This is a genomic window from Nocardia sp. NPDC004068 (genome assembly GCF_042874315.1).
Lineage (GTDB): Bacteria > Actinomycetota > Actinomycetes > Mycobacteriales > Mycobacteriaceae > Nocardia.
The window spans coordinates 365,493-379,776 of sequence record NZ_JBIAMW010000009.1 but is presented as its reverse complement, the minus strand read 5'-3'; the positions used below and the strand labels follow the sequence as shown (position 1 = coordinate 379,776).

Here is a 14,284-nt window from a genome sequence, read left to right as displayed (position 1 = left end):
CACCTCTACCGTGTCGAAAACCCACGACAGTCTGGCACGGAGGAGAGGGCTCCGCTTGCCGGGCGCGGAGTCGATATGGCACGTCACGCCTCGCTGTCGCGAAAATGCCGGTGGCCGGGACGGGCACGAGACACAATGATCACGATTCACGCCCAGTTCGTCAGCAGTTTCCTACGGGATAGAGAGGTCTCGATGAGAACGATGCGTTTGCTCGGGCATGTCATGCTCGGCGGCCTGGCCGCCGCGACGGTCGCCGCGCCCGCCCAGGCCGACCCGCTGTGGCCCGGCGGGCCCGACGTCCCCGGCGCCGGCGCGCTGGTCCAACCGGCCCCGATCCAGGCGCCGTGCACCTCCCCGGAGACGCGCGCGTGCCTGCAGCTGTCGACCAACGAGGGCTGGCTCATGGACCACGGCCGGGTCGTGTACGGGCCGACCCCCATTTCGCACGGCCGTGCCGGGTACGAGACGCCGCCGGGCGTGTTCAAGGCGGCGTTCAAGAAGGAGTACCACTGGAGCACGATGCACAACGCGGAAATGCGCTGGGCCATCTTCTTCAACGGCGATATCGCCACCCACATCGGCCCGGTCGACGAGCAGTCCCACGGCTGCATCCGCATGGTCCCCGAGGGCGCGAAGGCGTTCTACGACTACATCGAACCGGGCGACCAGTTCGAGGTCGTGCGCTAGTTTCCCCGGCGCCCGCGGTCGCGCACCGCGGGCGCCGCGCTCGCGTGGACTAGGCTCGATCGCGATCCACGAACTTCCCGAGTCTTCCGGAGGACGTGCATGACGCAGCTCGCGAGCCCGCCGACGCTCGATCCGGCGACCCACCCCCTCACGCCCCTCCCCGAGTCCGGGCACATCTTCGACGTCGAACGCAGGTTCGGCACCGTCGACATGGACGAACATCAATACCTGCGCATCGACGGCATCGCCCGCCACCTCCAGGAGGCGGGCGTCGACCACCTCGTCCACACCGGCGCCATGGACACCCACCCGCACTGGATCGTGCGCCGCACCGTGATCGACGTCGTCCGCCCCGTCGAATGGCCCGCCACATTGCGCATCCGACGCTGGTGCGGCGCCATGTCCTCGCGCTGGCTCGCCATGCGGGTCCGGATCGACGCCGACAACGGCGGCCTGATCGAGAGCGAGGGATTCTGGATTCACATGAACAAGGAGACGATGAGTCCCTCCCGGGTGTCGGACCGGTTCTCGGAGCTGATGGCCACGACGGCGGTGGACCACCGCTTGCGCTGGAAGCAGTGGCTGACCGGCCCCGCCCCGGACTCGCCCGGCGTCCCGTTTCCGTTGCGCCGCACGGACATCGATCACTTCTCGCACATGACGAACACGGCCTACTGGCACGGCGTCCACGAGTTCGCCTCTCCCGCAACGGATCTCACGGCCGGTCCGCACCGCTACGTGCTGGAGTACAACAAGCCGATCCGCTTCGGCGAACCCCTGCACCTCCGATCCTCGTCCTCCGCCGACGCACTCACCCTCTGGTTCACGGTGTCCTCCGACGTCCGCGCGGTCGCCCAGGTTCGCCGGCTCTGAGCTGTTACGGCCAGGCGATTTGGTGGTGAGCGGGGGTGGTGGGTAGGCTCATCGAGCACCCGCTGAGCGGGGGCAACGGGCTGTGGCGCAGCTTGGTAGCGCACTTGACTGGGGGTCAAGGGGTCGCAGGTTCAAATCCTGTCAGCCCGACTAGATAGTTGCGGGTCGGGAGGTTGAGAAGCCTCCCGGTATCGCACAACTCTTGAACTGTCATGGAAGTTACTCGAATTTTCGCGCTCGAGAATTCTGGCCGTATCAATAGGCTGTCGGGGCGTACGGCAATACGCACATCAGGGAACACGGTGGAGAGCCGTCCACGAGACTGTTCATCCGTTTCCATACAAAGCTGAATGCTCCATATGGAGCCGAATCTGCTCACACGAGCCATGCTATTTGGCATATGGCGCTATACTTGGCACACGTCAAGTTAGCTGAGACCAAAGGACGAAGCCGACCCCCGCCTCTAACGTTGGTCGGCTCGCCTTTGCAGGGTCAGTAATGCAGCCAGGCCCAGGCCAGGACCAAGGCGAACAACAGCTGACCGGGTACCTCGATGTGGACCCTGACCGTCAAGGTCGAGGTCCACATCGAGGGGTGCCAATGCGACTTTCGCACCGGCATTCACCTCCTCTCCCGAGGGGAACAGTACGAACTACTGCGCCCCCCGAAGAGGAGATGAGTCCCGTAACCGATCTCGCAGGTACCCGCGAGATCGGTTACGGGACAAAGACTAGCCGATGACTTCGGCACGCATCTACGACTTCCGTTCATCACGTCCAGCCCAGGCGGAGAAGAACTACCCCGCCCGCCGTATCAATCCGAGACTCGGATTACGTCCGATTGATGCGGAATATAACGGATGTACATTGAGGACCTTCTGGTGCCAGCGAAACGGACTGGTCTGCTTGTGTTGGGAATCACCTCCGGATAGGTTGATTCGAGAACCTGCGGTCGGTGTTCGCGCTATCGGTGGGAGGTGGCGGTGATCTTGGCGCGACCGCTGCTGCATGGATGGTGTCGTAGGGCGGGCGCAACAGCGCTCCCGCTGATTGGCGTAGTCACGTCGAACCCCCGTGGTGGCGGCAAGTCCATGGTGAAGAACAGTCTCGCGGTGCTGGTTCGGGTCATGGAGCAGGCCGAGCAGGAGGGATTGCGTGATGCTGAGCCGGCCCGGGTGCGGGGCTGGCAGGAGTTGTACAAGCAGGTCGAGGACGAGCTGAAAGATACTCGGGCACTGGCGATTCCGGATTGGGAGGCCCTGCTCGCGCTGTGTGATGCAACCTCGGCTATCAGCATCTGGTGCGGCATACCTTGCGGCACACGGGTCTGACGTGGTTCGCCGATGCGGGAGTTCCGTTGCATCGGCTCCAGTAGATCGCCGGTCACGCCGACTGGCGCTCTTCCTGCGCCCGACATTCGCAGCGAGGCGCAGGACGCAGACCAGGAACGTGGTCTCGCTGTTCGCGGCCGGGTGATCTCCAGTGCGTGCTGAAGGCGTCGGCGGGGTTGGTGACGAAAGCAGCGGTGGCGATCTCCGGCCCGAGTTCGTTCACGATGCGAGACCGCAGTGTATTGAGCAGGAAGGCCATTCCGGGGCCGTCGGCGGTCGAGCGCGCCGAGGCGGTGACGGTGTCTGCGCCGAGCAGGATCCGGTCGGCATGCCCGCCGTCGGCCAGGGCTGCGATGTTGTCGAGCAGGTGCCAGTCGACGGCGTGGTGGGCCCGTGAAGGTCCTTCGAACCCGACGAATGCGCCGGCGGCGGCGATCTGCCGGTGAATCGCGCGGTCCGGGAACCGGTGCAGATGGCCGAGGATGACGCGCTGCGGCGCCACGTTGTGGGTTCCGCTGAGTTCATCGAGTACGGCCAAAGCGGCGGTGCCGCCCTCGAGGTGGACACCGATCGGTGCCCCGGTTGCGTGGTGGGCGGTCGCTGCGGCGGCCAATACGTGTCGGGCGTGTTCGTCGATGTGGTGAAAGGCGCCGGCCACCTTGATGAGTCCCGCACGTACCGGTGCCGCGGTGAGCTGGTGTACGAACAGCTCGACGAGATCGTCGCGGACGGCAGCCAATTCGGCGGGATCGTAATGCTTGGCCTGATGCAGTCCGGTGGCGGCGACCAGATGCACACCGGATCGCCGGGACAGCTCGGGTAGGTCCGCCAGGCGAGGCCCCATGCCCCACGGTGTCCACTGCACCACTGCCTGCCCGCCCAGCGTCGCGAACGAATTCAATTCGGTCAGCGCGGCATCGGCGTCGTCGAGTTCTTGGCCCGGCAGCTGGGGTGAACGCATGAACAGGTGATCGTGTGCGTTGCAAACGCCCAGGCTCTCGGGCTCGATATCGCCGAGCACGGTGCGGATCATGCCGGTCACCGGGTGGGTTCCTCGGCCTCGGTGAGCGCTGCGATGGCCACCCGCAGACCGGCCAGCGTCTTGGGCACTCCGATGTAGGGAGCCAGATGCGCGAAGACCTCGAGGATCTCCTCGCGGGACAGTCCTACCCGCAGAGAGGTTTTCACATGTCCGTTCAATTGCGGATCCACCCCGCCGAGTGCGGTCAGAGCAGCCAGGTTGACCAGCTGACGATCCCGCAGCGGCAGATTTCCGCGTTGATAGGTGCCGCCGAACAGTGCGGTGACGATCCAGTCGGCGAATCCGGGCACCCACCTCTCCAAGCCGGGCAGTGCGGCATGCTGGGTGGCTCGGTCCTGCAGCAGGTCCAACATTCGGTAGCCCTCCTCGCGGTCGAACCGGGCCGGGGTCAGCTGCTGGGACAGATCAGCGGTGTTCTTCATGGTCGGGCAACCTCACACATCCGTAACGGATCAAGCGTTACAACGCTAACACGTGTAACGCCTGAAGCGTTACCCTGTTCGAGTGACGGAAGACAAGCGCGCGTTCCGGTTCGACTGCGGTTCCACTTGGCTGAATCTGCTCGCCACGAAGGGCCGCAGTTTCAGTGCGGATCCAGTCGAGCGGCTGGACTCACCCGCGCGGTTCGCCGAGTGGCTCGACCGCAGTGAGCTGCTGCCCGCTCGACAGCCCACCGCCGACGACCTTGCCCGGGCTATCCGACTGCGGGAGACACTCCGTGTCCTGGTGCTGGCCACCATCGACGGCACAGCACCCCCGATCGACGCGATCACCGACTTGAGCGCATTTCTTGCCGGGCACGATGACTCGGTGCACTTCGTCGTCGCCGATCGGTTGCGGCGCGAACCCCCCGCGACCGCGGTCGACGCGCTCGTTCGCATCGCACGCCAAGCCGTCGATTACTTGACCGGCATCGAACGCGCCGCGCTGAAGGTCTGTCCGGAACACGATTGCCGGGGCGTGTTCATCGACAGCGCAGGTCGCCGCCGCTGGTGCCCCTCCCCGGCATGCGCGAGCCGGGGACGGGTCCGGGCGATGCGTGCCCGCCGCGCCGCCGATCAGGTCCATTAGGCGGGCGACTTCCGATATGGTGGCGTTCACCGAACGGCACCCGATCGCGATAGTCGGCATCGCCGAATACTTCCGGCGCGGCCGGGGTTTCCGGTACTTATCGCCGAAAAGCCAACGGTTATGGCGTGACCGCAGGTGGTCGCGGGCGGTCGTTGCCCGCGATATCGACGCGAGAGGGTCGCGCGACTGGCAGAACTCAACGATCACGATCGGCGCGAGTTGCGACGGATGCTCGCCGCGGTCGGCTGATGCAAAGACACATTTTGCTAGACGCCCCACCTTGCGCGTTGGGGACGAACCTGGGGTGATAACGGTTCGACCGCAACTCGACCTGCCGGGTGTCAGTCCGCCAGCCAATACAGTTCGTGCGCAACGCCTTTGGCGACAGCACGGACGTGGCGGTGGACCGGCGATTGCTCGCGCGGGAGGACCAGGTGGATCGTCATGGCGGGCGCGCCCTGCAGCGGTCGCCAGGTGAGATCGGCTGGTGTTGCCGTGGCCGCGGCTTCTCCGGCCGGGGCGAGGGTGATCCCGTCGCGTAGGTCGTGCTGTGACATGTCGAAAGAGATTGTGGGCGTGTGGAATCAGGGAGCTGGCTGGGTGTGTCGCGGAACAGGTCGGACAGTTCATCGTGGATGACGGGGTTGGCCGCGCGGTGGGGGAGTCGCAGCGGGAACGCGGCCGTGTCGGCGATCTCGATCTCCGGGTGTGCGGCCAGCGGATGGTGTTGTGCCAGTTGGACTCCGACGCGTTGACGCCGGAGCGTGCCCAGTGCGCCGGTCCCCGCTCTTCGGGCGGTGTCCCATGCTCGGTCCAGCGCCGCCAGCGCGGGCGGCGCGGATTCGGCCAAAGCCGCACCGGCCGTGGTCAATTCGACGCTACGCGTATTGCGGACCAGGAGGCTCGTTCCGAGTTCGGCCTCCAGTCGGCGTATCCGGGCGCTGAGGGCGGGCTGTGCGATACCGATCCGTGCCGCGGCGCGGGTGAAGTTCAACTCCTGCGCCAGTATCAGGAAGTACCGCAGGCTTACCGTATCCGGCGCCACGCGCCCTCCCGTGCCGATTGATAACGATCGGCTCCGAGTCTATCGCGCACCGGTCTTTCCCTCGACCGCGCATCAGGCCCTAGCCTGCGCATATGCCGATATCGGACGGCGCTGGCGGTCCTCCCCGACGGCTTCGAGCGCGACTTCCGCATCGTCGAAGGCGTCGACTGACCCGCGCGGTCCGGGCATCGTCGAGCATCCGTCATCTGATGCGATGCACGATTGCGGTTCGCCACTGCCGTCGAGTTCTCAACGGGGCGGGATTTCCGGGTCCCGAGTCCGCGACCGCCGACTCGAGCCGAGGTTCGCGTCCGGCTCGGCGCTGCACCGCCGTGATCCCCAGATTGACCCCCACCACACCGATTCCGATTGGTCAGCGCTGGGCTTCGCTCTGGTACGACCAGCTCACGGATCCAGACGATGGGCCCGTAGAGGTGGTGCCGTCATCATCAGCAGCCACGGACCGCTGCCGTCCGTCACCATGGAGGGTGACCGACAAGGAACCGGACTTGCCCCTCCCTTACTTCTGCGCCACGAATTGCCTTCTGTATGAAGCGGATCCACGTCGCCGCCCGCATCGTTCGGCTGTGACTGTGCCCCGAATGGGCTCGCCGGCAACGTGATCGAGACGACCTGCCCGCGTCGAAGCGTGCCGAGGCGAAGCAGTTCTGGCAGTGCGCTGTCGAGATCGCGGACATGACTATCGCGATCGTCGAAGCTGCCGGCCCGGCCACGGAAACTTCAATGAACCGCACATGGTGCACGACCGCGGTTCCGGACACGGAGAAGACACGGCAAATCACCTTCAATCAAGGAAGAGGGGTGAACGAAAAAGGGCCGTAACGGAGACGAACTCCGTTACGGCGTCACCAGAAACGAGAAAGCTCCTACGCGAAGACGTAGGGGCTGAGAAGTTGAGGTCAGGTCACGAGGACACGCGGCCAAGCACCGACAAGCGGCACCTTGTCGGGAGGGGCGTACGTCGGGGTGACGTGGCCAGCGCGGCGACCGTGCGGAGCCCGTCAGTGGTTGCGTCTGGTCATCGAGGTTCACACGGCGACAAAGTCGCCAGCCCCCCACGAGCCGCCGGAACTCCGATGTTGAAAGTGGTTGGGCGATAGGCATCTGAGCGGCCGTAGGGGGCCTACCCGCGCGCGGCGTGGACTACCGTTCCTATCTGAACATCGGACTCGCCGACTGGAAACAGCACCGCCGTCGGTAGTTTCACGTCGGCGCCGAGCCGCCGATCGTTATCACTGGACTGGGTGGGGTGCGATGTCGATTCGAGTATTGTCGGAGGGCTTAAGGATGAACACGCGGTCGTTGTTGTTTGTGCTCCAGTCGTAGGGGATGAGGAAGTATCCGCTGTTCGTGCGGGTGAGTAGCAGCAGTCCGCTGTATTGGTAGCGGTATTTCTCGCCGGGGGCGGTGGATACCGAAACGGCGGGTCGGATAGGATGGAGGGCGAAGACTTTGCATAACGGGCACCAGGCGCACCTGCCAGGAACGGGAGGTACGGATTCCGGCGACATAATCGCAGTCGATCTGGGCATCGACTTCTATGCGAAGTATGGGCCACAAGAGACCCCTAGCGAGATCACCGACTATCTGATCGAGCACCAAGCCCAGCTGGTCAAGGCTGGAATGGCCAAACTCATCTCCAGCTGACCTCGCCAGGCAGTGAAAGCCGTGCCCGCCGCTCGACGGGTCCCTCGGCCAAGATCTAGGATTGTCAGCTCCTGGATGCTGGTCTCGAGGAACCCGCAGCGCTCCAACTCATCTACTCGGGTCAAAAGAAAGGGACTTTCCCGGAACGCTGAGCGGTTATCATCGGCACTTGTGAGCCGCATCCGAGATGTCTTCTTCCGATTGGCGCCTTCTCAAAATCTCGATGACACTCGAGAGAACCAGGAGGGCGCGTTGGCCGAATTCGCGGCCCTTCGCAATGAGGTGGTGCATGCCCTGGCCGTCCAGCAAACAATCTTTGCCTTGCAGTTGACTTCAGCTGGCGCTGTATACACCTTCGCATTGGCAAGTCCCTCGCGGACCCGATTACTGCTGATCTTGCCTTTCACCTCGTACGCTTTGTGTGCGCGATACAGCTCGGCACATTTTGGCACGCTTGCCATCGGGCGTTACATTCGAGACGTCTTGAGTCCTCGGGTTCCCGGCGGCCTCCTGTGGGAGGCCTGGCAAGAACGGCAACCCCGCCCGATCGGTTTCGTCGGTTGGGTCAGCCCGCAGTTCGTGACCTTTCTCGGTCCAGGAATGATCGCACTGATCTGGACGTTTCCAGCGGTCTTCTTGAAAACCTCTGGGCTGGGCGTACCAGCCAAGGTCTGGTTCGGCCTTCTCTGGGTTGCGGCATTCATAGTCACTAATATGAATGTCAGTATTACATGGCGCACGACCGCTCGCCGAAGGGAAATAGATAAAGGCGGTAGCAGATTGTCCACCTTGCATTAAAAGTGAGCAATGCTCATTCTGGTATTTTTCGATCTGGCAGCTTCTCGCTTCGGAGGAAGTTCACCGTTGCCTGAGATAGTCGGTGGGTCTTGACGGAAGCCGCATCAGTCCACGTGAATGTACTTCGTACACGTTGTGCGCGGTGTGGTCGTTGTTGTGCATGCTGATGAAGCCGGACTGACCCGCGGCGGCGCCGGAGGGATCCTGCAGCAGCATCAGCACTTTCGTAGTGTCGGAGGTGGCCCGAGGGTCAAAGTACGGGACGGCTCTCGCCTGTGGCGATGCGCAATTCGTCGACCCACCGGTTCGGCTCGCCGATCGTCCAAAGGACGATGGCCTTATCGGCGGGCAGGTTCTGGTGGCGGGTGATTTCGAAGTAGCGGGAGCCGGGATTGACGATGTTGTCGGTTAGCGGGGTCGATCCAACCTGTTCGCCCGCTCGAGCAGGTAGCGCTGTTCGGGGAGGCTTGTGGTGCGACGGGCCGCCAGTGTGTAGTTCGCTCGAGCCGCGGTGTGTTCGCCTGCCTGCTCTTGGAGGTGGGCGCGGACGGCGTGGAGGCGGTGGTGGCCGGCGATCCGGGGGTCGCTGTCGAGTGTTTCGAGGAGTTCGAGTCCGGCTCGGGGGCCGCGGGTCATCGCGACCGCGACGACGTGGTTGAGGGTGACCATGGGGTTCGGGGCGATTCGACGGAGGATTCCGTACAGAATGCGGATCTGGTCCCAGTCGGTGTCCTCGGCTCGGGGTGCTTGGACGTGCAGCGCGGCGATCGCGGCTTGCAGCTGGTAGGGGCCGAGCGGGGAGGAGGACAGGGCGGCGGTGATCAGGGCGACGCCTTCGTCGATCATGGCGGTGTCCCACTGGGTTCGGTCTTGTTCGGCCAATGGGATGAGGGCTCCGTCCGGGCCGGTGCGGGCGGATCGGCGGGCGTCGGTCAGCAGCATGAGGGCCAGGAGCGCGGCGACTTCACCGTCGTCGGGTAGGGATCGGTGCAGCATGCGGATGATCCGGATCGCCTCCGCGGTGAGCTCCTCGCGGTGCAGATCGGGGCCGGAACTGGCGGTGTAGCCCTCGTTGAAGATCAGGTAGAGCACATGCAGGACCGCGTCCAGTCGCTCGGGCCACTGGTGAGCGTTCGGCATCGTGAACGACGCTCCGGACGCTTTTATCCGTTGCTTGGCACGGCTGATCCGCGGCCCCATGGTCGCCTCCGGTACGAGGAAGGCCCGTGCTACCTCGGCGGTGGTGAGTCCGCCGACCGCACGCAGGGTGAGCGCGACCTGGGAGGCGGGCGTCAACGCGGGGTGGCAGCACAGGAACAGCAGGACGAGGGTGTCGTCCTGATCGGCGGGCGGCAGGGGGTCGGGCGTCTGCTGTACCGCTGCGCTGATCTCACGGTGGCGGCGTGCCTGTTCGCTGCGTATCTGATCGACCATCCGGCGGGCGGCGACGGTGATCAGCCAGGACCGCGGACTGTCCGGGACGCCCTCGACGGGCCACCGGGTCGCCGCGGAGAGCAACGCCTCCTGGACCGCGTCCTCGCACTCCTCGAACCCGCCGTAGCGGCGCAGGAGCGCCCCGAGGACCTGCGGCGTCAACTCGCGCAGCAGGTCCTCGAGGCGTGCGTGCGTGCTCACACGTCCGTTCCGGCCGAGTCCATCAACGGTCGCACCTCCACGCTGCTGATCCGATCGCTCGATATCAGGGCGGCGAGTTCCGTTGCGCGCTCAGGGTTTTCGCAGTCGACCAGATACTGACCGGCGACATGATCCGGGCTGTGCCGATACGGCCCCTCGGTCACCGTCACGACGCCACCGCGGACCCGGACGACGGCACTGAGCGACGGATCGGCGAACAGGTACCCGCTGATCAATTCCCCTGTCCGCTCGGCCGCGGCCAGGAAACCCTCGTGGTCGAAGCCGTCGCCCGGCAGGGCCGCGGCATCCAGATAGAGATTCAGCAGGAACTTCACCGTGTGCTCAGTCCTCGGCTGTGCCGGCGAAGACGACCGGCCGCACCTCGATGCCGAGGCCCTCGACCCGAGCGTCCGGGATGAGCGCGGCCAGCTCCAACGCGCGTTCGCGGCTCGCGCAGTCCACCAGGTAGTAGCCGCCCAGGAATTCCTTGGCCTCGAGGTAGGGCCCGTCCGTCACGGCCGGGACACCGCCCCGCACCCGGACCACGGCGCTCTGCGACGGGTCCGCCAGCGCTGTTGTGCCGATCATCTCTCCCGACTTCTTGATGGTCTCGATGAACGCGCCGTGCCCGCTCATCACCTCATTGCGCTCCTGCTCGGTCAGCGCGTCCCAGATCTGCGGGTTGTTGTGCATGATCAACAAAAACTTCACGTCGTCTCCTCGGACAGTCGGCGGCACTCGGTCGAGGTGCCGTACGTGATGTGAGTCGGAGCCGGTGACGCGTTCTTGTGGTGCTGGGACCGCAAGAATCTCCGAATCTCTCCGACTATCTGTCGAAGAACGCCTGACCTGGGTGTTCGTTATCCATCGGCTATCAGTGGAGTATAGGAATGACTCTTCCCCGCATCGGCGTCAGCCTGCCGTACATCGACCCGTACGCCGGTCCCGACGCCGTCGTCACGGTGGCGCGGGCGACCGAACGACTCGGATTCCACGCCGTGTCCGCCAGTGACCGACTCCTGATCCCCGCCGGACCGCACTGGAACAACGATGCGGGCCTGCCCGAGTCCCACGCCTGGGACTCACTGGAGGTTCTGGCCTGGGCGGCCGCGCATACGGGGCGGATCCGCGTGACCACCGACATTCTGAACTCGATCTTCCAACCGCCCATCGTCCTGGCCCGCAGGCTCGCCACGCTGGACCGATTGTCCGGCGGACGCTTGGATGTCGGGATCGGCCAAGGCGGCGGCACCCGCATGCCGCCGTTCTACATCCCCGAGGAATTCACCGCCGCGGGTGTACCGGCCAGTCGCCGAGGAGCCGGATTCGTCGAGCACATCGCCGCGATGCGGGCGTGCTGGGGCCCCGATCCCGTCGAGTTCCATGGTGAGCGCTACCGGATTCCGCCGTCCATGGTCGGCCCGAAACCGTCCGGCGGCACCATCCCCCTGTTCCTCGGCGCGATCACCCGCCACACCATCGAACGGGCGGCCCGCATCGGTGACGGCTTCATCACCACCGCTGTCGACTGGGACGACACCCGCGCACACGTCGGCTGGTACCGAGCGGCCGGCGGCACCGGCACCGTCGTGGTGAACGTGATCCCGGCCCGTCGCCGACTCTCTCCCCGCGCCTTCACCGACGCCGTGCTCCACGAACTCGACCACGCGCTGGAGGTCGGCGCCGACGAGATGCACATCGCGCTCAATCTCGTACCCGTGCACCCCGAACAGCAGGTCGAACTGCTGGAAGCGCTGGCGGGCAGGCTCGACCTGCCGATGCTGTAGAACCGATCCGGTACGCGGACCGGGGTGCTCCGCAGCGTCACCCGCCGCTAACCCGGGTTCGCCAACAGCCCGTTGGCGATGACATCGGCGGCGGTTTCCAACAGCTCTCGTAGTTCCGCCTCGGTGCGGTGGAGTTGGTCCGGCCGCCAGTTGAGGCTGATGATGCCGTTCCAGGCGGCGAGTAGGACGGTGGCGACCTTCGCGGGATCGACGGGGCGGGCGATGCCCGCGGCGATGGCGGCGGTGAGGGCGTCGACCAGGCGGTCGTTCTGGCGCTTGATGTTTCGGGCCAGGCGGTCGGACAGGTCGCGTCCGGCCGAGTATCGGCCGGGATCGGTGGGGAAGGCGAGCATGCGGAAGTACTCGGGGTGTTGGAGATAGAACTGTAGGTACTGTTCGGCTACCGCGTAGATCTGTTCTGCGGGGGTCCGGTCGGGCGTGAAGGCCAGGTCCATGAAGCGGCGGTCGAGGTCGAGCACGCGCTCGACGACCGCGGCGTGCAGGCCGGATTTGGAACCGAAATGGTTGTAGATCGAGCCGACCGCCACGCCGGCCCGCTCGGCGATCTCCTCCACGGTCACCTCGTCGGCGGGGCGGTCGCTGAAGATCTCGCCCGCGGCGTGCAGGAGTGCGTCGATCGTGCGTTGTTTGCGGGGGTCCACACTCGGCCTGTCTCTTGTAATCGTTGCAATAAGTCCGGTCGGTGCGTAGCGTACCGTCCGAGAGTTCATGCAAGCGTTGCAAGAACTCGGATCGGGGAGGAATCGTGACCGTTCGTACCGACCAGACCGCACCGCGACCGTTCCGGCAGCAGCGCTTCGCTCGGCTGCCCGAGTTTCCGCCGCGGCCGCACCCCTACTTCGCGTCGACGCCGCGGGAGCTGGAGATGGACTCGGCGTCGTTGGGGCCCGTCCGGGTGCACTATCGCGAATTCGGCAGTGGCGCACCGCTTCTGCTGATTCACGGCCTCATGACCACGAGCTACTCGTGGCGGTACGTCCTGGAGGGGCTCGGCGCCCATTTCCGTCTGATCGTTCCCGATCTGCCGGGCAACGGCCGCAGCGGCCAACCGGCCGTGCGACTTTCGGCACCGGCGATGGCGGCGTGGATCGGCGAATTCCAGGACACGCTGGGACTGCGGGGGTGTGCCGCGGTCGGCAATTCCCTCGGCGGTTATCTGGCCATGCGCCACGCCCTCGCGGATCCCGGCGCGTTCTCCCGCCTGGTGAACATCCATGCCCCGGCGTTCCCGGTCGCGCGGATGCACGCGTTGCACGCGGCGCTGTCGATTCCTTGTGCGACAACGGTTTTCGGGTGGTGGGTCCGGCGCGACACCATGCGTTGGGCGCACCGGGTCGTGCACTACTACGACGACACGCTCAAATCACTCGAGGAGGCCCGCGAGTACGGCACACCATTGGAGACCGCCGAGGGCATTCGCACCTTCGTCGGCTATCTGCGGGATGTGATGGCGCCCCGCGGGTTCGCCGAGTTCACCGGCGAACTCCGGAGGCGCCGGAGCGCACGGCAACCGTTCCCGATGCCGTTGCAGCTCATCTATTCCCGCCACGACCCGATGGTGCCGCCCGCCACCGGGCCGAAACTGGCCGGGCTCATACCGGATGCGCGGCTACACCGGCTGGACCACTCGTCGCACTTCGCGCACGTGGACAGTCCGGCCGAGGTCACCGCGTTGGTGCTCGACTTCCTGACCTCGGATGCCGGCGCACCCCGTGAGTGAATCAGTCGAAACGCTCTCTCGGACAAGGGATTACGTCAAGACGACCGTCGCCCGCCCCGCGATGTGCTCCAGGTCCGCGTTCTGCGGATAGACCTCGGAGTACGTGTCGATCCACGCCTCGACCCTTCCCGCGCCCGGGGCCATGCCCATTCCGGTGATCACGTTGTCCGGCAGGCCGACCACCGTGGTGCCGTCGACGCGCTGGGATTGTCCGCTGGTCAGGCCGGTGTCGGTGTTGCGCCAGTGCACGATGAGGTAGTAGGTCCCGCAGAACTCCCCGGTCTGCGTGATCTTCACTCGGACGCCGAAGGTGCCGGACTGTGGTTGCGGTGCGGTTTCGGCGTTGATGATCGCGGCGCAGTTGGGGCCGGGGACCCTGGTGAGGGTCGGGGTGAACTGGGCGACCGGATCGGTGGGGGTGGCGGTGGCGGGACCAGCCAGTGCGCAGCAGGTGGCTGCCGTCGCTGCCGCGAGCACGGCGGTGCGTCGTGTGAACTGTTGTAAGGGAACCTGTTTCATGCTCAGTCTGTCGTCCCGCGTGCGGACGGCGTTATGGATTCCCGAGCCCTCAATCCTCGGGGCAGACCGACAGTCGGACGTGTTCATC

General features: G+C 65.4%; 17 protein-coding genes, 1 tRNA gene and 1 pseudogene. 8 read left to right on the top strand and 11 right to left on the bottom strand.

Features of this window, described 5'->3' with window-relative positions:
- Positions 1–192 precede the first annotated feature (192 nt).
- The 3 genes from ACFYTQ_RS24535 to ACFYTQ_RS24525 all read left to right on the top strand — a co-directional run bounded on the left by ACFYTQ_RS24535 (position 193) and on the right by ACFYTQ_RS24525 (position 1,710).
- Positions 193–687 (top strand): L,D-transpeptidase, encoded by a 495-nt coding sequence (locus ACFYTQ_RS24535; RefSeq protein WP_387365279.1) that lies wholly within the window; start codon positions 193–195, stop codon positions 685–687.
- A gap of 99 nt (positions 688–786) precedes the next feature.
- A complete protein-coding gene (locus tag ACFYTQ_RS24530; protein WP_387365276.1) occupies positions 787–1,560 on the top strand; it encodes an acyl-[acyl-carrier-protein] thioesterase in 774 nt (257 codons plus the stop codon).
- Between the two features lie 76 nt (positions 1,561–1,636).
- Positions 1,637–1,710, top strand: a tRNA-Pro gene (locus ACFYTQ_RS24525).
- A gap of 342 nt (positions 1,711–2,052) precedes the next feature.
- Here ACFYTQ_RS24525 and ACFYTQ_RS24520 read toward each other — a convergent pair.
- Entirely contained in the window at positions 2,053–2,181 is a 129-nt protein-coding gene (locus ACFYTQ_RS24520; RefSeq protein ID WP_387365273.1) for a hypothetical protein, read from the bottom strand.
- A 469-nt stretch (positions 2,182–2,650) separates the two neighbouring features.
- On the opposite strand from ACFYTQ_RS24520, the gene ACFYTQ_RS24515 reads away from it, so the two are divergent.
- Complete coding sequence (locus tag ACFYTQ_RS24515; protein WP_387365270.1) at positions 2,651–2,890, top strand: hypothetical protein; 240 nt, start codon at positions 2,651–2,653, stop codon at positions 2,888–2,890.
- Between the two features lie 52 nt (positions 2,891–2,942).
- On the opposite strand, the gene ACFYTQ_RS24510 is transcribed toward ACFYTQ_RS24515, so the two are convergent.
- Positions 2,943–3,923: a phosphotriesterase gene (locus ACFYTQ_RS24510; RefSeq protein WP_387365428.1), complete on the bottom strand. Its 981-nt coding sequence runs from the start codon at positions 3,921–3,923 to the stop codon at positions 2,943–2,945.
- A 5-nt stretch (positions 3,924–3,928) separates the two neighbouring features.
- The gene (locus tag ACFYTQ_RS24505; protein WP_387365267.1) at positions 3,929–4,354 is read right to left on the bottom strand and encodes a carboxymuconolactone decarboxylase family protein; all 426 of its coding nucleotides are present in this window, start codon (positions 4,352–4,354) and stop codon (positions 3,929–3,931) included.
- Between the two features lie 82 nt (positions 4,355–4,436).
- Here ACFYTQ_RS24505 and ACFYTQ_RS24500 point away from each other — a divergent pair, with 82 nt between their 5' ends.
- Positions 4,437–5,003, top strand: a complete 567-nt coding sequence (locus ACFYTQ_RS24500) for a CGNR zinc finger domain-containing protein (protein WP_387365264.1) — start codon at positions 4,437–4,439, stop codon at positions 5,001–5,003.
- 341 nt (positions 5,004–5,344) lie between these two features.
- On the opposite strand, the gene ACFYTQ_RS24495 is transcribed toward ACFYTQ_RS24500, so the two are convergent.
- Entirely contained in the window at positions 5,345–5,560 is a 216-nt protein-coding gene (locus tag ACFYTQ_RS24495) for a hypothetical protein (RefSeq protein WP_387365437.1), read from the bottom strand.
- A 359-nt stretch (positions 5,561–5,919) separates the two neighbouring features.
- Positions 5,920–6,048, bottom strand: a pseudogene (locus ACFYTQ_RS24490) (LysR family transcriptional regulator); the annotation flags it as partial.
- A 1,839-nt stretch (positions 6,049–7,887) separates the two neighbouring features.
- On the opposite strand from ACFYTQ_RS24490, the gene ACFYTQ_RS24485 reads away from it, so the two are divergent.
- The gene (locus ACFYTQ_RS24485) at positions 7,888–8,514 is read left to right on the top strand and encodes a hypothetical protein (protein WP_387365261.1); all 627 of its coding nucleotides are present in this window, start codon (positions 7,888–7,890) and stop codon (positions 8,512–8,514) included.
- A gap of 60 nt (positions 8,515–8,574) precedes the next feature.
- Here the strand turns inward: ACFYTQ_RS24485 and ACFYTQ_RS24480 are convergent, their stop codons facing one another.
- The 4 genes from ACFYTQ_RS24480 to ACFYTQ_RS24465 all read right to left on the bottom strand — a co-directional run bounded on the left by ACFYTQ_RS24480 (position 8,575) and on the right by ACFYTQ_RS24465 (position 10,860).
- Positions 8,575–8,736 (bottom strand): hypothetical protein, encoded by a 162-nt coding sequence (locus ACFYTQ_RS24480; RefSeq protein ID WP_387365258.1) that lies wholly within the window; start codon positions 8,734–8,736, stop codon positions 8,575–8,577.
- Between the two features lie 186 nt (positions 8,737–8,922).
- Positions 8,923–10,149 carry an RNA polymerase sigma factor gene (locus ACFYTQ_RS24475; RefSeq protein ID WP_387365255.1) on the bottom strand — a complete coding sequence of 409 codons (1,227 nt, stop codon included), beginning with the start codon at positions 10,147–10,149 and terminating at the stop codon, positions 8,923–8,925.
- Positions 10,146–10,484: a YciI family protein gene (locus ACFYTQ_RS24470; RefSeq protein WP_387365252.1), complete on the bottom strand. Its 339-nt coding sequence runs from the start codon at positions 10,482–10,484 to the stop codon at positions 10,146–10,148. Before ACFYTQ_RS24470 ends, ACFYTQ_RS24475 begins: the two co-directional genes overlap by 4 nt.
- Before the next feature lie 7 nt (positions 10,485–10,491).
- Positions 10,492–10,860, bottom strand: a complete 369-nt coding sequence (locus tag ACFYTQ_RS24465) for a YciI family protein (RefSeq protein WP_387365249.1) — start codon at positions 10,858–10,860, stop codon at positions 10,492–10,494.
- Positions 10,861–11,039: 179 nt separating this feature from the next.
- On the opposite strand from ACFYTQ_RS24465, the gene ACFYTQ_RS24460 reads away from it, so the two are divergent.
- On the top strand, positions 11,040–11,936 hold the full coding sequence (locus ACFYTQ_RS24460) for a TIGR03619 family F420-dependent LLM class oxidoreductase (protein ID WP_387365246.1): 897 nt from the start codon (positions 11,040–11,042) through the stop codon (positions 11,934–11,936).
- A gap of 47 nt (positions 11,937–11,983) precedes the next feature.
- Here ACFYTQ_RS24460 and ACFYTQ_RS24455 read toward each other — a convergent pair whose 3' ends face one another.
- Positions 11,984–12,598 (bottom strand): TetR/AcrR family transcriptional regulator, encoded by a 615-nt coding sequence (locus tag ACFYTQ_RS24455; RefSeq protein ID WP_387365243.1) that lies wholly within the window; start codon positions 12,596–12,598, stop codon positions 11,984–11,986.
- A gap of 104 nt (positions 12,599–12,702) precedes the next feature.
- On the opposite strand from ACFYTQ_RS24455, the gene ACFYTQ_RS24450 reads away from it, so the two are divergent.
- Positions 12,703–13,677, top strand: coding sequence for an alpha/beta fold hydrolase (locus ACFYTQ_RS24450; RefSeq protein WP_387365240.1), 975 nt, complete (start codon positions 12,703–12,705; stop codon positions 13,675–13,677).
- A gap of 30 nt (positions 13,678–13,707) precedes the next feature.
- On the opposite strand, the gene ACFYTQ_RS24445 is transcribed toward ACFYTQ_RS24450, so the two are convergent.
- Entirely contained in the window at positions 13,708–14,196 is a 489-nt protein-coding gene (locus ACFYTQ_RS24445; protein ID WP_387365237.1) for a hypothetical protein, read from the bottom strand.
- Positions 14,197–14,284 lie beyond the last annotated feature (88 nt).